We start from the raw sequence: 18345 nt of genomic DNA, 5'->3' as shown, positions 1-18345 counted from the left end.
CCCTGTCGTGAACGGCTCGCGTCGCCGGTCCCGGGCTCAGGCCGGGGCCGGCGAGGCCGCTTCTGCCGCCGGCCGTGCGCCGCCGTCGCCTGCGCCATGAAAATGCGTTGCCCGGGTGGGAGCCGGCACGGGAGGCTTCCGGCATGTCTGACCATGAGTCGAGCGGTTCACAGGGGGTGGCCTCCCTCTTCTCCCGGGGCCGGCTGACGGCGATCCCGCGGAAGGCGGCCCGCCGCGAGCAGTTGCTCGCCCACCTGACGGAGACGCTGTTCGAGCGGGACCGGGAGTACAGCGAACGCGAGGTCAACGAGGCGCTGTTGACGGTGCACGAAGACTGCTCGGCGCTGCGCCGCTACCTCGTCGTGGCGGGCCTGCTGGCCCGGCCCAAGGACGGCAGCAGCTACCGGAGGGTGGGCTAGCGGCCGTTCGAGGGTGGGCTGGCGGCCGCCGGAGGGTTCGTAGAGGATCGGAGGCGTCGGCCGCTCTCGGAAGGGCGGCCCGCGCACCGGACACGGAGGAGCCATGAGAGCCCTGCAGACCGCCACGCTCCTCGTCGCGACCCTCGGCGTGGGCCTGATGGCCGGCCTGTTCACCGCCTTCGCCTACGCGGTGATGCCCGGCCTCCGCCGTTCCGACGACCGCACTTTCGTGCAGGCCATGCGGAACATCAACAGGGCCATCGTCAACGGCTGGTTCCTGCTCCCCTTTCTGCTGCCGATCCCCCTGCTCGTCCTCGCCGCGATCCTGGCCCGGAACGGGCCCGGCCGGATCGCCCTGCCCTGGATCCTCGCCGCCCTGGTGCTGTACCTGGCGGGCTTCCTCGTCACCGGGGGCGTCAACGTCCCGCTCAACAACGCGCTCGACAAGGTCCCGACGAACGAGGGCCCGGCTGCCTCCGGTGGCTCCGGTGATCCGGCCGACCGGTCCGGCGACCTCCAGGCCGCACGCGACGGCTTCGAGGGCCGGTGGGTCACCTGGAACCTCGTCCGCGCGCTCGCCCACACCGCCGCCTTCGGCGTGCTCGCCTGGGCCCTCTTCCTGCACGGCACGGCGGGCACCGCGGGCACGGGCGGCTCGGTGTGAGGTGCCGTGCCGGGCGCTGCGGCGCCCCGCCGCGATCCATCGGGCCGGGGCACCTCAGGGCTTCCGTACGGTCCCGCGTCGGCGCGCGAGGACTCCGCACCGGCGCGGAGTCGTCGGTGGTGACATCGTGGGCTGCGGACTCAGGCCGTCACGGCCGGCTTGAGGACCTCCTCGCACCACTGCCGGAACGTCGTCGGAGTCGTCGACTCCGCGGTGCGCGGCTCGGCGTTGTCGAGGCCCTGGTTCTTGGCGTCGAACATGTCGACCATCGCCTGCGCCATCGCGTCGGTCATCCCGAAGCCGGTCATGCGCTCCTTGAGCGCCGCGCCCGGGATCTGCCGGTAGCCGATCTCGGTGCCGAGGACCTCGGAGATGATCCGTGCCATCTCGTTGGGCGACAGGTCTTCGGGGCCGAGGCAGGCGACCTGGCCGGACCCCTTCCACGAGTCGTCGAGCAGCAGCCGTGCGGCGGTGGCGGCGATGTCGCGGGTGGCCACGGTGGGGTTCTGGAGGTCCGGGTCGGCCATCAGGAAGAACATGCCCTGCTCCTTGATCGCGCCGACCTGGCGGAGCAGGTTGTGCATGAACGACGGGCAGCTCACCGCCCGGTAGGCGACACCCGAGGCGGCGATCAGGTCGTTCATCGCCAGCGACGCGGTCACCGTGCCGGCCCGGCCGGCCATCGGCGTTCCACGGCCCAGGGCGGAGATGCCCACGACGCGCTTGACGCCGTGGCGGGCGAACGCCTCGCATGCGGGACGGGTGAAGTCGACATAGACGGTTTCGGCGTTCGTTGCGGCCGGATTGTCCGGCGCGAGCCAGAAGACCGTCTCGGCGCCGTCACAGGCCCGGTCGATGACGGCGGCGTCGCCGTGCGAGCCCTCGATGACCTCGGCCCGCTCACGAACCTCCGGTGCGAGGCGCGAGGGGTCACGGGCGACGAGGCGCAGCGGCGCCCCGCGGTCGAGCAGGTCGTCGACGAGCAGGCGGCCGATGGTGCTGGTGGGTGCGGTGAGGACGATCACGTGGATCCCTTTTCCTGTCATGGGGGTGGTGGTGGGCGAGAGCCCTGAGATGAGGGGCGAAAGCCCTGAGACGGCGGGCGAAAGATGTGGGGTGGTGGGCGAAAGCCCTGAGGTGATGGGTCAAGGCTTCAGGGGGTGGGCGACGGACGCCGACGTGTGTAGGAGTGGCGCGGCCCGACGTGGGGTCCGGCGAGCGGCCGGACGCGGGGCGCTCGGCGTGTACGGAGGCGGGCGGCACGATGTTCGGCCGCACGGGGTCGGGCGGGGCGGGGTCAGGCGGCGCGGGGGACGTAGGCCAGGCCGTGGGCGCCGGGCTCGCCGAGCTTGGCGATGTCCAGCCGGGCCAGCCCCTCCAGCGTCTCCAGGTCGACGATGTCGACGGTGGACGAGGCGACGCAGGACACGTAGGCGATCCGGCCGTCGGGCGACGAGGTGATGGTCAGCGGGCAGTGCCCCACCTCGACCGCGCCCAGTTGCTTGCGGGTATCGGCGGAGAACACCGTGAGGCGGCCCGGCGCATGGCGACCGAGCCGGGACGCCGGGTCGGGTGCCGTGCGCACTTCGCCCGCGAGCAGCTTTCCCGTCGATGTCAGGTGCACCGGCAGGATGATGTCCTCCGTGGGCAGGGTGTCGACGACGGATGCCGTCCGGGCGTCGATGACCCGGATTCCGGTGGGCGGCCGCTCCTCGGCGGCGGAGAAGGAACCAGCGTAGGGCGAGGCGACGAAGACGTGCGTGCCGTCGGCGGAGACGGCGAGCCCCTCGCTGCCCGGCACTTCGGGCTTCGCGGTGAGGACGCCCCGTTCGAGGTCGACCACCGACACGAACGGAGCTTCCTTGTTGGTGGCGTACCCCGTCCTTCCCGCCGGGTCGATGGCGAACCAGTGGGGGCCGGGCGCGTCCGTGTCGATCCTGCCCAGGGGGCGGCGGGTCTCCGTGTCGATCACCACGACGCCGCCGGGCCGGTCCGCCGAGCCCTCCACGCTGACGTAGAGGCGGCGACGCGCGGTGTCCAGCGCCAGCCCGTGCGGGCCGTGTTCCGGGGCGAGGTCGACGACCTCGACGATGCGGCGGGTGTCGGGGTCGATGACGGTCAGCTCGGTGCGTCGGCCGCTGTTCGCGTGGTAGTAGCCGGAGTGATACGCCGTGGTGCACCACAGCAGTCGTTGTGTCGGGTCGAAGCACAACTCGTGTGGCTCGGCGGGGACTTCCACCGTGCCGAGCTGTCGGTCGGTGGCGGCGTCGAAGAACGAGACGGTCGGCCCGCTCTGGCTGACCACGGCCAGAACGTCGCCTTCCCGGCCGGCGCGGGGGGACTGCTGCACAGAGGGCTCCTTCAGCGGGGCGCATGGATGTCACACGGGTCTTCGTGGACACCTCCACTCTCGGCACCAGGGGATTGCGGAGCAATGCAAAGATTGGCACCCAGTAGTTGACTCAGGCGTAAAAATGCAGATCAGGAGCATCTATGGACCTCAATCTGCTGCGTGCCCTGGACGCTCTGCTCCAGGAGAACAGCGTCACCCGCGCCGCGGAACGACTCGGTACGTCCCCCGCGGCAGCCAGCCGTACCCTGGCCCGGCTCCGCCGTACCGTCGGTGACCCGCTGCTGGTCCGCGCGGGCCAGGGCATGGTCCCGACCCCTCGTGCCCTGGAACTCCGGGAGGAAGTGGGCGCGTTGCTGCGCGGTTGCGACAATGTCCTGCGGCCCGGGGCCGGTTTCGACCCCGTGCATCTGCAGCGCACCTTCACCGTGCAGGCCGCCGATCTGCTCCTGGTGGGGCTGGCCGGGACGCTGACCGACCGGATCCGCAAGGAGGCCCCGCAGGTGGACGTGGTCTTCCTGCCGGAGTCGGTGGAGGGCGGCCCCGCGCTGCGGCAGGGCTGGGTGGACGTCGAACTGGGCGTCCTGGGACACCTGGACCCGGAGATCCGGACCCGCCCGCTCACCCGGATGACCATGGTCGGCGTCGCCCGCAGCGATCACCCCCTCTTCGACGAACGGATCGACGCCCGCCGCTTCGCCGCGGCCGACCACATCGGCATCTCCCGGCTCGGCAAGCGCCTCGGACCCATCGACAGCGCGCTCGCGGAACACGGGCTGCGGCGCCGCACCGCGATCGTGGTACCCAGCCATACGAGCGCGATGATGCTCGCCCGGGACACCGATCTCGTGGCGCTCACCCTGGCCGACTGGCTCCCCGGCACCCTCTCCGCGCTGGGCTTGCGGACCTTCCCCATCCCTCTCGACCTGGCTCCCCTCGACATCGGGATGGCCTGGCACCCTCGCAACTCGACCGACCCGGGACACCGCTGGTTCCGAGATCACCTGGCCGCCGCGGCCCTGGATCCTTCGGGGACGGGGGAGGGCGACGGCTCTCGAGGAAGCGCAACGTCGTAGGGGCGAGGGGCGAGGGGCGAGGGGCGAGGGGCGAGGGGCGAGGGGCGAGGGGCGAGGGGTGGCACCGCCAGCCCACCAACAGCTATGAGGCAGGCCTGAGTTCGGGATCCCCGCTCAGGGCCGCCCAGCGAGGAGGCGCGGCTCGGTGACGCCGCAGGTTGCTCGGTTCACGGGGGTCCGCGCCCCGTCGGCTCCGTCAGCCGCGCAGGCCCCGCAGCACCAGGTCGCGGACGGCCTCGAAGTCGGCGGTGATCTCGGGGCGGGACCACTCGGGGGCGTAGCAGGGGTCGTGGAAGCGGCCGGTGGCGTCGAAGACCGCGCGGGCGGTGGTGGCGGGGGAGGGGGTGTGGAAGGCGCCCTGGCTGACGCCGGCTTCGATGAGGGTGGTGAGCTGGGCTTCCAGGTCGGTGACATGGCGGTCGACCACGCCGCCGCTCTCCCCGATCAACGTCATATAGGTGGCGAAGAGTTCGGGATCGTCGCCGGCCTTGTGCCGCTTGGCCTCGAAGAGGGCGGTCAGCCAGCGGTCCAGCCGTTCCGGGGCCGGTCCTTCCGCCGAGACGATGACCGAGAGCTCCTTGCTCGTACGGTTCAGCCAGCGCTCCGTGACCGCCTCCCGCAGCGCCGCCTTCGTACGGAAATGGCGGTAGACACTGCCATGGCTGACGCCCAGGGCGCGCGCCACATCCACGACGGTGGCCTTGGCCGGGCCGTAGCGGCGCAGCACCTCCTCGGTGGCTTCGAGGATGCGCTCAGGGGTCAACGTCTCGGGCGGCATGGGGCGGGTCGGCCTTTCGGGAGAGCGGGGCGGGGCCGGCGAGCGGTTCCGGGCGGTGCACCCGGAGAGGCCGGTCGCCGAGGCGTACGTACACCAGATCCGTACACCGGGTCCGTACACCGGATCCGTGTGCCGGGTACCTACGGGACGGTACCTGGCCGTGACCCGAACCCGCTCCGGTGGTCACGCCGCCCTCGTGGTCAGCGCTCGCTGTCCAGGTGGGCCATCTGTTCGGAGGGGTAACGGTCGCCGGCGGCGGCATCGGCCGGAACGGCGTGTTCGATGGCGGCCAGATCGTCGGCGCCGAGGGCGACGTCCAGGGCGCCGAGCGCCTCGGTCAGCCGGTCGCGGCGGCGGGCGCCGACCAGCGGGACGATGTCCTCGCCGCGGGAGAGCACCCAGGCGATGGCGGTCTGGGCGACCGAGACGCCCTTCTGCTCGGCGATCTTGCGCAGGGCGTCCACCAGGTCGAGGTTGCGGTCGAGGTTCTCGCCCTGGAAGCGCGGGCTCATGCCGCGGAAGTCGTTCGCGGCGAGCTTGCGGTCGCGGCTGAAGTGGCCGCTGATCAGGCCGCGGGACAGGACGCCGTAGGCGGTGATGCCGATGCCCAGCTCGCGGGCGGTCGGCAGGATCGACTCCTCGATGCCGCGGGAGATGAGGGAGTACTCGATCTGGAGGTCGGAGATCGGGGCGACGGCGGCGGCCCGGCGCAGGGTCTCCGCGCCGACCTCGGAGAGGCCGATGTGCCGGACGTGGCCGGCCTCGACCAGCTCGGCGATGGCTCCGACGGTCTCCTCGACCGGGACGTCCGGATCGATCCGGGCGATCCGGTAGATGTCGATGTGGTCCGTGCCGAGGCGCTGGAGGGAGTACGCGGCGAAGTTCTTCACCGCCTTCGGTCGGCCGTCATAGCCGGTGAAGCCCCCTTCGACCGTGCGCAGGGCGCCGAACTTCACGCTGATCCGCGCCTTTTCGCGAGCCGCCGCGGGGGCCGTGCGCAGCGCCTCGTTGATCAGCAGTTCGTTGTGGCCCATGCCGTAGAAGTCGCCGGTGTCGAGCAGGGTGATGCCCGCGTCGAGGGCGGCGTGAACGGTGGCGATGGACTCGCCGCGGTCGCTGTCGCCGTAGAGGGCGGACATGCCCATGCAGCCGAGGCCGAGGGCGGAGGTCTGTGGGCCGGTGGTGCCCAGGGTGCGGATCTGCACTGCGTGCTCCTGGAGAACGGGAGGGATGGGGGCAGGGGATGCGGAGGGCGGCGGGATCGGTGAGCGGATGCGAAGAGCGGCGGCCGCCGTGCCTTCACTATGGCATGACGGCTGACAGATTTCAATACCTGTCAGCCGTCATGCCGCGAGTCGATCCCCGTCCGCCCTCGCCCCGTCGCTCCCTCGCAGGTCAGCGCAGCGCAGCTCAGGTCAGGGGCGTGCCGGCGCAGCTCAGCGCAGGGTCCGGGGCAGACGCAGGGCGAGCGCCGTCGTGCCCGCGACGATCGCCAGTTGCGTCAGCAGGGCCGCGAGCATCGCGTCGCGGACGCCGAGGGACGGCAGCAGTCCGAGGAAGAGCGTGCCGAGGGTGGCCACGCCCAGGGCGAGACCGGACTGCTGGGTGGTGACCATGACGCCGCCGCCCACGCCCGCCTGTGCCACCGGCAGTTCGCTCAGCACGATGCGCATCAGTACCGGCAGCACCATGCCCTGCCCGAGTCCCAGGACCGCCATGCTCGATGCGAGTCCGGCCACCGATATCCCGGGCCAGCCCGTGTGCACGGTCAGCGCCAGGGCGATCAGGCCGATGCCCTGGATCGCCGAACCGGCGACCACCACCCGCCGCCCGAACCGCATCACCAGCCGCGGACCGGCGAGCGAGGCGAAGAAGAACGTGACGCACAGCGGCGCCAGGGACAGTCCGGCCGCGAACGGGCCGTAGTGCAGGCCGTTCTGGAGCGCGACGGCGACCACGAACATAAAGCCGCCGAAGCCCAGCGTGAACGGGATGATCATGGTGAGTCCGCTGTTCACGGAGGGGATGCGCAGCAGCGAGGGCGGGACGAGCGGGGTACGGCCCGCACGTTCGGCCCGGTGCTCGACGAGCACGAACGCGGCGGCGACGAACGGGAAGACGGCCAGCAGCACCCAGGACCACGCCGGCCAGCCGGCCGCCCGGCCCTCGGTCAGCGGCAGCAGCAGGGTGATCAGCGTGGCGGCGAGCAGCGCGGTCCCGATGCCGTCCACCCGGCTCGGGTGCGGGGAGCGGGTCTCGGGGACCGTACGGGCGGCCAGCAGCCAGGCGGCGGCGGAGATCGGGACGTTCACCAGGAAGACCGCGCGCCAGCCGGTGCCCGCCAGGTCGACGGAGACCAGCAGGCCGCCGAGTACCTGGCCGACGGCGCTGGCGACGCCTGCCGTGCCGCCGTACAGGCTGACCGCCTTGGCGCGCCGCTTGCCGGTGGTCGTGGCCTGGATGGTGGCGAGCACCTGCGGCAGCAGCAGCGCGGCCGCGGCGCCCTGGGCGACCCGGGCGGCCACCAGCGTCCCGGCGTCCGGGGCAAGACCGCAGGCCAGCGAGGTGAGGCCGAAGGCGGCCAGGCCCCACAGGAACAGCCGACGGCGGCCGATCATGTCGCCGAGCCGACCGCCGAGCACCAACAGCATGGCGTAGGCGACGCCGTAACCGGCCACCACCATCTCCAGCATCGCGGGCCCCGCGTGCAGGTCGTGGTCGATGGTCGGCAGCGCGACATTGACGATAAAGAAGTCGATCATCGGGAGGGCCGCGCCCAGCAGCACGGTCAGCAGGCCGAGCGGGGTCAGTACGGTCGTGGCCGGGTGCCGCTGCGGGGCGGGTCCGGGCGCGGCCGGGGCTGCCGGGGTCGCCGGCGCCTCCGGGGCCGCGGCGACCGGGAGGGCGGCCTGGGCTTCAAGGGTCGCGGCCGGGGGGTTTGCGGTGGTCATCTGTGCTCGGGTATTGCTCACGAACTCGACGATCGTCGACCGCGCAGGCTGGTACCAGAGTGTTTCTATCCTGGTACCGGTGCTACCTGGCAACCGGTTCCGGCCTGCGGCACCCTGGAGGCATGACCGTGGACCCGCCCCTGACGCAGACTGCCACAGGCCCCGGTGGCACCGCCGCCCCACGACACGGCACCGCCCCGGGCGACGACGCCGTCCGCCGGGCCGAGCTGGCCGCCTTCCTGCGCAGCCGGCGGGAGCGGATCACGCCGGAGCAGGTCGGGCTGCCCCGGGGTGCCCGCCGCCGTACCCCCGGTCTGCGCCGGGAGGAGGTCGCACACCTCGGCGCCGTCGGTGTCACCTGGTACACCTGGCTCGAACAGGCCCGGGACATCCACGTATCGCCGCAGGTCCTGGACGCGGTCGCCCGTGCGCTGCTGCTCGACCGCGCCGAGCGCAGCCATCTGTTCGCGCTGGCCGGGGCGATCGACCCGACGCCGGGCAAGGAGTGCACGGGTGTCACGCGCGAACTGCGGCAGGTGCTCCGCCAGTTGGAGCCGTTCCCAGCCGTCCTCCAGAACAGCCGGTTCGACATCCTCGCCTACAACGCCACATACGGCCGCCTGATGTGCGACCTCGACGCGCTGCCCGAAGAGGACCGCAACTGCATGTGGCTGGCGTTCACCCACCCCGAGTGGCGGGCGAGCGTGGTCGATCTGGACGCCACGATGCGGGTGATGGCCGCCAAGTTCCGGGCGTCGATGGCCGAGCACGTCGCGGAGCCGGCCTGGAAGGCGCTGGTCGCGCGGCTGACGGAGGCGTCGGCCGAGTTCCGGTCGATCTGGGCGCAGCACGAGGTCGTCCGCCCGATGAGCTCCGTCAAACTCTTCCGGCATCCGCGGGTGGGCGTGCTGCAACTGTCCTCCACGAGCCTGTGGACGGGCCCCAACCCCGGCCCCAAGCTGCTGTCCTACACGCCGGTGGACGAGTTGACCCGGGAGCGGCTGGAGCGGCTGGCGGCGGAGTCGGCGGAGCTCGTCACGGTGTGAGGGTGCGCGGCTCGTAGCGAAACCCGCTCGACCTGGTGACCTCCCGGAAGAGACCCTGGGGCATGGAGTTCCTCTGTTTCCACCGCGACCGGCCCGGCTCCCTGCCGCTGCGCGACGAGCTGCTGGAAGAGCACTGGTCCTACATGGACCGGTACGCGAAGGAGATGATCGCCCGGGGCCCGACCTTCGCCGACGACGGCGACACCCTCACCGGCAGCGTGCACATCGTCGACCTGCCCGATCCCGTCGCCGCCCGCGCCTTCGCCTTCGATGAGCCGAACTATCAGGCCGGTGCCTACCGGGACGTGCTGCTGCGACGGTGGCGCAACACGCTGGGGCGCACCATGTGGGACTTCCCCGGCGGCAGTGACGGCGGCAACCGGTATCTGGTGCTCGGCCTCGCCACGGGACCGGCCGCCGACCTCGCGGTGCCGCCCGGCCGGGACGAGTTGATCGCCTACGGGCCGCTGCTGTCCGACGACGGCGCCACCTGGCTCGGCACGGCAGCGTTGGTCCGGGCACCGGACCCGGACGCGGCGCGCGCCGTCCTGACCCCGGGCCGGTACGCCGACATCGAGGTGCACCACTGGCAGTTCGGCGGGCGGCCGTCATGACCCGGCGACATCCTGCCGACGTCACCGTCGAAGCGCTTCGGATCGCTCGGCAACCTCATGCCCCGCCCGCGCCCACGGACGCCTCGCCCTGACACCCACCGGGGACCCGTGTCGTCCTCACCACGGCTCGCGGAAGCTGAGGCCGAGGTGCCGGCCGAGTCCTTCGCGCTGCTCGGCCGTGGCCAGGACCATGATGTCGTCCATGGTCCCCAGGGAGTTCCCGGGGCCGTTGTCGACGCAGCGGAAGGACCGCGGGTCGTCGTCGGGGCTGAGCTCTTCGATGGCGGCCTGCGCCGCGCCCATGTCGAGGTAGTCGTTCGACTCCTGCTCGATGAGGAAGGAGAGCTCCTTGCCGTTGCGGTCGAAGTACAGCGTTCCCCGGCCGTTGTCCTCGTCGTCCTCGTCCGCCCTGGCGAAACGGAAGTTGTCGACGGTGACCTTCCCGCCGGTGAGGGCCGCCGCCTCTTCCAGGAGCCAGGGGTAGTGCGCGTCGGCGAAGTCGACGTCATCGGCGTGGATGCTGACGGCCACGCCGAAGTCCTCGAGGGCGGCGGCTATGTGATCATGCCGTGTCAGTGCGCCGTGCGCGAGGTCCCCGAAGTCGTCCAGGACGCGTTGCGCCGTCTCCCGGGTGATCATGCCGAGGTCGGTGAGAACGTCGGCCACTCGTACGTAGTCGATCGTCGGAGATGTCGCCATGGTGCGATCCTGCCAGCCGGAGATCACCCGCGGATGATCTCCGGCGAAACCGCCGTACGACGGGTGCCGAGCGGATCGTTCCCGACCGGAGGCGGGCTCCCGGTCGGCGCCCGCCCCTCCCGCCCCTATGACCGTGCGTCCGCCGCCCGGAGCCCCTGTGTCCCGTCGTCGAACAGCAGCGCCGTCCGGTCGGCCGTCGCCTTCGCCCACCGGCCCGTCGTCAGGGCGCCGAGCAGCAGGACGGCCGCACCGCAGCCGGCGATGATCCACCAAGCGGGGCGGCCGGCCGCGATGAAGGCGTCCGCGGTGGCGGCGGCGTGTGCCCCGCTCGCCAGTACGGCGCCGATCACCGCCACGCCGAGGGACTGCCCGACCTGCCGGCTGGTGGAGGCGACGGCGGCGGCCACTCCTGCCTGGGTGCGGGGCATACCGGACACCGCGGTGTTGGTGATCGGCGCATTGACCAGGCCGAACCCGATGCCGAACAGGACATAGCCGGTGAACAGCAGCGGGTTCGTCGACTGTGCGTCGAACGCCGCGAAGAGCAGCCCGCTCGCCCCCATCGCCGCCCCGGCGAGGAGCAACGGCAGCCGCGGCCCCCGGTTGCCGACCAGCCGCCCCGAAACCGGCGCGAAGACCAGCGTCATCCCGGCCATGGGGAGCATGTAGAGACCGGCGTCCAAAGCGGACAGGCCACGGATGTTCTGCAGATACAGCGTGTTGATGAAGAGGAAGCCGGCGAGGGCGGCGAAGGCGCACACCGCCACGATCGTGGCCCCGCTGAACGGCGCGCTGTGGAAGAACCGCAGATCGATGAGGGGTTCCGTACGGCGCCGCTCGTAGACGATCAGGCCGGCCAGGGACACCAGCGCGACCAGCACGAACGTCAGGATCTCGGGGGACGTCCAGCCGGCGTCGGGGGCCTCGATGATCGCGTACGTCAGCGAGCCGAGCAGCGCGATCACCAGCAGCTGGCCGACCGGGTCGACGCGGCGCGGCCGGGGGGCGCGGGACTCCGGGACGTAGCGCAGGGTCAGGAAGAGCGCGAGCGCGCCGATCGGAACGTTGATCCAGAAGATCGAGCGCCAGCCGACGCTCTGCACCAGCAGCCCGCCGATCACCGGCCCGGCCGCCATGCTGATGCCGACGACCCCGCCCCACACCCCGATCGCGCGGGCCCGCTCCCGCGGCTCGGTGAAGGTGTTGGTGATGATCGACATGGCGACGGGGTTGAGCATCGAGCCGCCGACCGCCTGCACCATCCGGAAGACCACCAGCCACTCCAGGCCGGGAGCCAGGCTGCACAGCAACGAGCCGAGGGCGAAGACCACCAGGCCGACCAGGAAGACCCGGCGCCGGCCGAGCCGGTCGGCGGTGGAGCCGGCCAGCATCAGCAGCGATGCCAGGACCAGGGTGTAGGCGTCGATCGTCCACTGCATGCCGGAGACCGAGACGTGCAGCTCACGCTGTACGGACGGCAGGGCGACATTGAGGATGGTGTTGTCGAGGCTGACGATCAGCAGGCTCATACAGCAGATCGCCAGCACCAGGAGACGCCGTCGACGGCTGAGCTCAGGCATGGTTGAACGCTACAACGATCCCGTGCTCCCGGTCCTGGCGGGGCCACTCGCGCGGTGCGGGACAATGGGAGATCGCAGCGGCCGGACCGTGCTCACGGCCGCCGCCCGCCCGCCTGGTCGAAGGAAGCCGAAGAAAGCCGAAGGTATCGCCGTCATGACTCTGCTGCAGATCGGTCCGCATGCGGTGCAGCCGCCCGTGGTGCTCGCGCCCATGGCCGGTATCACCAATGCCCCGTTCCGGACGCTGTGCCGGGAGTTCAGCGGCGGCAAGGGCCTGTTCGTCAGCGAAATGATCACGACGCGGGCGCTGGTCGAGCGCAACGAGAAGACCATGCAGCTGATCCACTTCGACGAGACCGAGAAGCCGCGCTCGATCCAGCTGTACGGCGTCGACCCGGACACCGTCGGCAAGGCCGCCCGCATGATCGCGGAAGAGGACCTCGCCGACCACATCGACCTGAACTTCGGCTGCCCGGTCCCGAAGGTGACCCGCAAGGGCGGCGGCTCGGCGCTGCCGTACAAGCGGAACCTGCTGCGCTCGATCCTGCGCGAGGCGGTGGCGAACGCGGGCGCGCTGCCCGTGACGATGAAGATGCGCAAGGGCATCGACGACGACCACATCACCTACCTGGACGCCGGGCGGATCGCCGCCGAGGAGGGCATCACGGCGATCGCCCTGCACGGGCGGACCGCGGCCCAGCACTACGGCGGCACCGCCGACTGGGACGCCATCGCGCGCCTCAAGGAGCACGTCCCGGAGATCCCGGTGCTCGGCAACGGCGACATCTGGTCGGCCGACGACGCCCAGCGGATGATGCGCGAGACCGGCTGCGACGGTGTGGTCGTGGGACGCGGCTGCCTGGGGCGGCCCTGGCTGTTCGGCGATCTGGTGGCGGCCTTCGAGGGGACCGGCACCTACGCGCAGCCCACCCTCAAGGAGGTCGCGGCGGTGATGCTGCGGCACGCCACGCTGCTCGGCGAGTGGATCGGCGACGAGACCCGTGGCGTGATCGACTTCCGTAAGCACGTCGCCTGGTACACCAAGGGCTTCTCGATCGGCTCCGAGATGCGCCGCAGCCTCGCGGTGACCTCTTCGCTCGACGAGCTGGACGCGCTGCTGTCGGAGCTGGACCTGGACCAGCCGTGGCCGGTCGGCGCGGACGGCCCCCGCGGCCGCACCTCCGGCCGCAACCGGGTCGTGCTGCCGGACGGCTGGCTCGACGACCCCTACGACTGCGCGGGCGTGGACGCGGACGCGGAGCTGGACACGTCGGGCGGCTGAGCCGGCAGCGGGCGGCCGGGGCGGATACGGGGGCGGCCGGGGGCGGAGCGCGTCGGCCGCACCATAAGCGTGCAGGCCTGCGCATCGGTATGTCGGCGTGTCGGCGCCACGACCGACGGCGGACCGGCACCCCTCGCGCTACCGTTTGAGTCCGTACGGGCTGCGCGCGTACCGGTCCGGGTGCGGAACACCGGATACGGGATGCGGAAGGGGCGTGCGGCGGCCCGCAACCGGCCCGCCCGGCCCCCGACGAGATGCGGTGCGGGGCGGCCGGGAGCGCGGACGACGCTGAGGGAGACGCCGTGGTGAGCGGGCACCGTTCCATCGACGACACGGAGCAGGCCGTCCGGGCCAAGCTCGGCGACACCCCCGTCCGCCACGAGCAGATGGCGGCGGTCGCGAACATCTACCGCGCCGCGGCGGCCGTACGGCAGCACTTCGAGAACTCCGTACTGCGCGGCGCCGAGCTGACCTGGACCTCGTTCGTCGTGCTGTGGGTGGTGTGGATCGGGGGCGAGATGGAGACCCGCCGGGTCGCCGAGGAGGCCGGCATCTCCAAGGGCACGCTCACCGGCGTCGCCCGCACCCTCCAGGCCCGCGGCCTGATGGAGCGCAAGACCCACCCGGGCGACGGGCGGCTCGCCCTGCTCGCGCTCACCCCGGAGGGCGAGCGGCTGATGGGCCGGGTCTTTCCGGAGTTCAACGCCGAAGAAGTCTTCGTCACCGGGGAATTGAGCGACGACGAGGCGCTGGACCTGGCGGACCTGCTGCGCCGGATCGTGGTGCAGGTCGAGACCCGAGGCGCGGACCGCCGCCTGGAACTGCTGGACGGCCACGACCCCCGGCCACGACGGAGCGGCCGCCGGGCCAAGAGGCACGAGACGGCGGGGCACGAGGGGTAGGAGGGGACTGCCGGGGCGCATCGGCCCTCGCGTCCACGACAATCGGGTCCGATCCCGGCCCACACATCGGTCGAGGGCCCGACACCGGCCCCACCACCACAGGGGAGTGCCCATATGCGCGCCTTGGTCATCGTCCACGACCATCTGTCCACCGCGGGCCACATAGGCGAGCGGCTGGCCGAGCGGGGCTTCGAGCTCGACGAGCTGCTCGTCGTGCCGGCCGAGCGGTATACGACTCCGGACGTCGAGGTGGCCTTCCCGGCGGCCGAGAACTATGACCTGATCCTGACACTCGGTGCTCCGTGGTCGGTGGCGCGGCGGAACGCCTGGATCGAGGCGGAGCTGGCCCTGCTGCGGTCGGCGCACGAGGCCGGGATACCGGTGCTCGGCATCTGTTTCGGCGGTCAGGCGCTGGCCACGGCCCTCGGCGGGGGCATCGAGGTCGCCCCGCGCTTCGAACTGGGCTGGAGCCGCCTCACCACCGACGCGCCGGATCTGGTCGGGGCGGGGCCCTGGTTCCAGTTCCACGGGGACCGCTGGCTGCTGCCGCCGGGCGCCCGGGAGGTGGCGCGCAACGAGTTCGCCTCGCAGGCCTTCGTCTGCGGCCGCTCGTGGGGGGTGCAGTTCCATCCGGAGCTGACGCCCGAGGTGCTGCAGGCCTGGTTCGACGAGGACGGGACGGCGATCGCGGCGGAGGTCGGGGTCGACCCGGAGCGGCTGGTGGCCGAATTGCGGGCAGATCTGCCGGCCGCACGGGAGCGGGCGCGCGTTCTGGTCGACGCATTCCTTGATCAGGTCATGGATCGAGCCCCCGAAGAGGGTCCAAATGATGGGACCCAGTCACACATGAGCGCGTGATTCTCGCCACCCCTGATAGGCGTTGCGCTCAGATGAGCGGTCGGTAGGGGGTTCCATCTCTCCAATGGTGGCACCGGGTGCCAGGGCTCATGTGTTCGACTGATTACGCCATTCGTTGCACTGAGTAGCACACGACCCCACTTTTGACTGCGTAGCGGAGTGATGCATTCAGGTAATGAAGGCGCCGCCGAATGCGTGATCACTTTCGATCCAGTGGCGGACGACTGGTTACACACGTATGTCGACCAAGTGGACGTACCCATACGCCTTCGATCTGGGTATGTTCCTGGCCGTCAGGGCAGCCCGTCGGCGAGGAGTCAGTGCCGTGCCGGAAACGCAAGATCCCCACGTAACCCAGCCTTCGTCCGTGAAGTTCGTCTACGACTTCACCGAGGGCAACAAGGACCTCAAGGACCTCCTAGGCGGCAAGGGCGCGAACCTCGCCGAGATGACCAACCTGGGACTTCCCGTCCCTCCCGGCTTCGTGATCACCACTGAAGCCTGCAAGGTCTACCTCGACAGCGGCACCGAGCCCGCGGCACTGCGTGCCGAAGTCTCCGAGCACCTCGACACCCTTGAGCAGGAGATGGGCAAGAAGCTCGGCCAGGCCGACGACCCTCTGCTCGTATCGGTCCGTTCCGGGGCGAAGTTCTCCATGCCCGGCATGATGGACACCGTCCTCAACATCGGCCTCTCCGATGCATCGGTTTCCGGCCTCGCCGCGCAGGCCGGCGACGAGCGCTTCGCGTGGGACTCCTACCGCCGCCTCATCCAGATGTTCGGCAAGACCGTGCTGGGCGTCGACGGCGAGCTCTTCGAGGAGGCGCTGGAGGAGGCCAAGCAGGCCAAGGGCGTCCGCGTCGACATCGACCTCGACGCCGCCGACCTCAAGAGCCTGGTCGGGCACTTCAAGGACATCGTGTCCAAGGAGACCGGCCGCGACTTCCCGCAGGAGCCCCGCGAGCAGATGGACCTCGCCGTGCGCGCGGTCTTCGACTCGTGGAACACCGACCGCGCCAAGCTCTACCGCCGCCAGGAGCGCATCCCCGGCGACCTCGGCACCGCGGTCAACGTCTGCTCCATGGTCTTCGGCAACCTCGGCCCGGACTCCGGCACCGGCGTCGCCTTCACCCGCGACCCCGCCAGCGGCCACCAGGGCGTCTACGGCGACTACCTGCAGAACGCGCAGGGCGAGGACGTCGTCGCCGGTATCCGCAACACCGTGCCGCTCGCCGACCTCGAGAACATCGACAAGGCGTCGTACGACGAGCTGATGCAGATCATGGAGACGCTCGAAACGCACTACAAGGACCTGTGCGACATCGAGTTCACCATCGAGCGCGGCAAGCTGTGGATGCTGCAGACCCGGGTCGGCAAGCGCACCGCCGGTGCCGCCTTCCGGATCGCCACCCAGCTCGTCGACCAGGGCCTGATCGACGAGGCCGAGGCCCTCCAGCGGGTCAACGGCGCGCAGCTGGCGCAGCTGATGTTCCCCCGCTTCGACCTGGGCGCGAAGTCCGAGACGATCGGCCGCGGCATCGCCGCCTCCCCGGGCGCGGCGGTCGGCAAGGCCGTCTTCGACTCGTACACCGCCGTCAAGTGGTCGCGCTCCGGCGAGAAGGTCATCCTGATCCGCCGCGAGACCAACCCCGACGACCTCAACGGCATGATCGCCGCCGAGGGCATCCTAACCTCCCGCGGCGGCAAGACCTCGCACGCCGCCGTCGTCGCCCGCGGCATGGGCAAGACCTGTGTCTGCGGCGCCGAGGAGCTGGAGGTCGACACCAAGGCCCGCCGGATGACGACCCAGGACGGGACCGTCATCGAGGAGGGCGACGTCGTCTCCATCGACGGCTCCACCGGGAAGGTCTACGCCGGCGAGGTGCCGGTCGTGCCGTCCCCGGTCGTGGAGTACTTCGAGGGCCGGATGCACGCCGGCGCCGAGGACGCCGACGAGCTGGTCAAGGCCGTCCACCGGATCATGGCCTACGCGGACCGGGTACGCCGGCTGCGCGTACGGGCCAACGCCGACAACGCCGAGGACGCCGCGCGCGCCCGCCGGTTCGGCGCCCAGGGCATCGGCCTGTGCCGCACCGAGCACATGTTCCTCGGCGAGCGCCGCGAGATGGTCGAGCGGCTCATCCTGGCCGACACCGAGAGCGACCGCGAGGCCGCGCTCAGCCAGCTGCTGCCGCTCCAGAAGTCCGACTTCATCGAGCTGTTCGAGTCGATGGACGGACTGCCGGTGACCGTCCGGCTGCTGGACCCGCCGCTGCACGAGTTCCTGCCCGACATCACCGAGCTGTCGGTCCGGGTCGCGCTCGCCGAGGCCCGCAAGGACGCCAACGAGAACGATCTGCGCCTGCTGCAGGCCGTGCACAAGCTGCACGAGCAGAACCCGATGCTGGGTCTGCGCGGCGTGCGCCTCGGCCTGGTCATCCCCGGTCTGTTCGCGATGCAGGTGCGCGCGATCGCCGAGGCGGCCGCCGAGCGCAAGAACGCCAAGGGCGACCCGCGCGCGGAGATCATGATTCCGCTGGTCGGCACCGTCCAGGAGCTGGAGATCGTCCGCGACGAGGCCGAGCAGGTCATCGCCGAGGTCGAGAAGACCCACGGCGTCAGCCTCAAGCTCACCCTCGGCACGATGATCGAGCTGCCCCGCGCCGCCCTCACGGCCGGTCAGATCGCCGAGTCGGCCGACTTCTTCTCCTTCGGTACGAACGACCTCACGCAGACGGTCTGGGGCTTCAGCCGCGACGACGTCGAGGCCAGCTTCTTCACCGCGTACCTGGAGAAGGGCATCTTCGGCGTCAGCCCGTTCGAGACCATCGACAAGGACGGCGTGGGCTCCCTGGTCCGCAACGCCGTCGCGGCCGGCCGGGCCACCCGCCCGGACCTCAAGCTCGGTGTCTGCGGCGAGCACGGCGGCGACCCGGAGTCCGTCCACTTCTTCCACGAAGCGGGCCTGGACTACGTCTCCTGCTCCCCGTTCCGCATCCCGGTCGCACGACTGGAGGCGGGCCGCGCGGCCGCGGAGTCCAAGGGCAGCGACAGCCGCTGACCGCACCGGGGGCAGCGGTCACCGCTGTCCCCACCGGTCACCGCGGGCGCCGAGCGCGCCTGCGG

Annotated in this window: 16 protein-coding genes; 9 read left to right on the top strand and 7 right to left on the bottom strand. The window is 71.2% G+C overall.

Going from position 1 to position 18345, the window contains the following annotated elements:
• Positions 1-143 precede the first annotated feature (143 nt).
• Positions 144-419: a DUF2087 domain-containing protein gene (locus tag Scani_RS29200; protein ID WP_159480782.1), complete on the top strand. Its 276-nt coding sequence runs from the start codon at positions 144-146 to the stop codon at positions 417-419.
• 103 nt (positions 420-522) lie between these two features.
• Positions 523-1083 (top strand): anthrone oxygenase family protein, encoded by a 561-nt coding sequence (locus Scani_RS29195; protein WP_159480781.1) that lies wholly within the window; start codon positions 523-525, stop codon positions 1081-1083.
• A gap of 140 nt (positions 1084-1223) precedes the next feature.
• On the opposite strand, the gene Scani_RS29190 is transcribed toward Scani_RS29195, so the two are convergent.
• Together Scani_RS29190 and Scani_RS29185 are read right to left on the bottom strand one after the other, a co-directional pair.
• Positions 1224-2108: an NAD(P)H-binding protein gene (locus Scani_RS29190; RefSeq protein WP_159482443.1), complete on the bottom strand. Its 885-nt coding sequence runs from the start codon at positions 2106-2108 to the stop codon at positions 1224-1226.
• A 272-nt stretch (positions 2109-2380) separates the two neighbouring features.
• The gene (locus tag Scani_RS29185) at positions 2381-3433 is read right to left on the bottom strand and encodes a YncE family protein (RefSeq protein ID WP_159480780.1); all 1053 of its coding nucleotides are present in this window, start codon (positions 3431-3433) and stop codon (positions 2381-2383) included.
• Positions 3434-3576: 143 nt separating this feature from the next.
• On the opposite strand from Scani_RS29185, the gene Scani_RS29180 reads away from it, so the two are divergent.
• On the top strand, positions 3577-4509 hold the full coding sequence (locus tag Scani_RS29180; RefSeq protein WP_159480779.1) for a LysR family transcriptional regulator: 933 nt from the start codon (positions 3577-3579) through the stop codon (positions 4507-4509).
• Between the two features lie 196 nt (positions 4510-4705).
• Here Scani_RS29180 and Scani_RS29175 read toward each other — a convergent pair whose 3' ends face one another.
• From Scani_RS29175 to Scani_RS29165, 3 genes are all read right to left on the bottom strand, one after another.
• Complete coding sequence (locus Scani_RS29175; protein ID WP_159480778.1) at positions 4706-5287, bottom strand: TetR/AcrR family transcriptional regulator; 582 nt, start codon at positions 5285-5287, stop codon at positions 4706-4708.
• A gap of 200 nt (positions 5288-5487) precedes the next feature.
• Positions 5488-6492 carry an aldo/keto reductase gene (locus Scani_RS29170; protein WP_159480777.1) on the bottom strand — a complete coding sequence of 335 codons (1005 nt, stop codon included), beginning with the start codon at positions 6490-6492 and terminating at the stop codon, positions 5488-5490.
• Positions 6493-6723: 231 nt separating this feature from the next.
• The gene (locus tag Scani_RS29165) at positions 6724-8238 is read right to left on the bottom strand and encodes an MFS transporter (RefSeq protein ID WP_159480776.1); all 1515 of its coding nucleotides are present in this window, start codon (positions 8236-8238) and stop codon (positions 6724-6726) included.
• A gap of 122 nt (positions 8239-8360) precedes the next feature.
• Here Scani_RS29165 and Scani_RS29160 point away from each other — a divergent pair, with 122 nt between their 5' ends.
• Entirely contained in the window at positions 8361-9284 is a 924-nt protein-coding gene (locus Scani_RS29160) for a helix-turn-helix transcriptional regulator (RefSeq protein ID WP_246296212.1), read from the top strand.
• Between the two features lie 62 nt (positions 9285-9346).
• Complete coding sequence (locus Scani_RS29155; RefSeq protein ID WP_159480775.1) at positions 9347-9898, top strand: YciI family protein; 552 nt, start codon at positions 9347-9349, stop codon at positions 9896-9898.
• Between the two features lie 117 nt (positions 9899-10015).
• On the opposite strand, the gene Scani_RS29150 is transcribed toward Scani_RS29155, so the two are convergent.
• A complete protein-coding gene (locus Scani_RS29150) occupies positions 10016-10597 on the bottom strand; it encodes a hypothetical protein (protein ID WP_159480774.1) in 582 nt (193 codons plus the stop codon).
• 125 nt (positions 10598-10722) lie between these two features.
• Positions 10723-12177, bottom strand: a complete 1455-nt coding sequence (locus Scani_RS29145; protein WP_159480773.1) for an MFS transporter — start codon at positions 12175-12177, stop codon at positions 10723-10725.
• A gap of 154 nt (positions 12178-12331) precedes the next feature.
• Between Scani_RS29145 and dusB the strand changes: the two genes are divergently transcribed.
• From dusB to ppdK, 4 genes are all read left to right on the top strand, one after another.
• Positions 12332-13459, top strand: coding sequence for a tRNA dihydrouridine synthase DusB (gene dusB, locus Scani_RS29140; RefSeq protein WP_159480772.1), 1128 nt, complete (start codon positions 12332-12334; stop codon positions 13457-13459).
• A gap of 305 nt (positions 13460-13764) precedes the next feature.
• Complete coding sequence (locus Scani_RS29135; RefSeq protein WP_167538154.1) at positions 13765-14361, top strand: MarR family winged helix-turn-helix transcriptional regulator; 597 nt, start codon at positions 13765-13767, stop codon at positions 14359-14361.
• Between the two features lie 114 nt (positions 14362-14475).
• A complete protein-coding gene (locus tag Scani_RS29130) occupies positions 14476-15219 on the top strand; it encodes a type 1 glutamine amidotransferase (protein ID WP_159480770.1) in 744 nt (247 codons plus the stop codon).
• 367 nt (positions 15220-15586) lie between these two features.
• Positions 15587-18280 (top strand): pyruvate, phosphate dikinase, encoded by a 2694-nt coding sequence (gene ppdK, locus Scani_RS29125; protein WP_159480769.1) that lies wholly within the window; start codon positions 15587-15589, stop codon positions 18278-18280.
• The last annotated feature ends 65 nt before the right edge of the window (positions 18281-18345 follow it).

Source organism: Streptomyces caniferus (genome assembly GCF_009811555.1).
Taxonomy (GTDB): Bacteria; Actinomycetota; Actinomycetes; order Streptomycetales; family Streptomycetaceae; genus Streptomyces; species Streptomyces caniferus.
Note: the sequence above shows the minus strand (reverse complement) of the source record. Positions and strands in the feature narration are given on the sequence as shown.

What these genes read in the sequence shown, in the direction of transcription:
- Scani_RS29200 (WP_159480782.1), top strand. Translation starts at nt 144, where the DNA reads ATGTCTGACCATGAGTCGAGCGGTTCACAGGGGGTGGCCTCCCTCTTC.
- Scani_RS29195 (WP_159480781.1), top strand. Translation starts at nt 523, where the DNA reads ATGAGAGCCCTGCAGACCGCCACGCTCCTCGTCGCGACCCTCGGCGTG.
- Scani_RS29180 (WP_159480779.1), top strand. Translation starts at nt 3,577, where the DNA reads ATGGACCTCAATCTGCTGCGTGCCCTGGACGCTCTGCTCCAGGAGAAC.
- Scani_RS29175 (WP_159480778.1), bottom strand. Translation starts at nt 5,287, where the DNA reads ATGCCGCCCGAGACGTTGACCCCTGAGCGCATCCTCGAAGCCACCGAG.
- Scani_RS29165 (WP_159480776.1), bottom strand. Translation starts at nt 8,238, where the DNA reads ATGACCACCGCAAACCCCCCGGCCGCGACCCTTGAAGCCCAGGCCGCC.
- Scani_RS29160 (WP_246296212.1), top strand. Translation starts at nt 8,361, where the DNA reads ATGACCGTGGACCCGCCCCTGACGCAGACTGCCACAGGCCCCGGTGGC.
- Scani_RS29155 (WP_159480775.1), top strand. Translation starts at nt 9,347, where the DNA reads ATGGAGTTCCTCTGTTTCCACCGCGACCGGCCCGGCTCCCTGCCGCTG.
- Scani_RS29150 (WP_159480774.1), bottom strand. Translation starts at nt 10,597, where the DNA reads ATGGCGACATCTCCGACGATCGACTACGTACGAGTGGCCGACGTTCTC.
- Scani_RS29145 (WP_159480773.1), bottom strand. Translation starts at nt 12,177, where the DNA reads ATGCCTGAGCTCAGCCGTCGACGGCGTCTCCTGGTGCTGGCGATCTGC.
- dusB (WP_159480772.1), top strand. Translation starts at nt 12,332, where the DNA reads ATGACTCTGCTGCAGATCGGTCCGCATGCGGTGCAGCCGCCCGTGGTG.
- Scani_RS29130 (WP_159480770.1), top strand. Translation starts at nt 14,476, where the DNA reads ATGCGCGCCTTGGTCATCGTCCACGACCATCTGTCCACCGCGGGCCAC.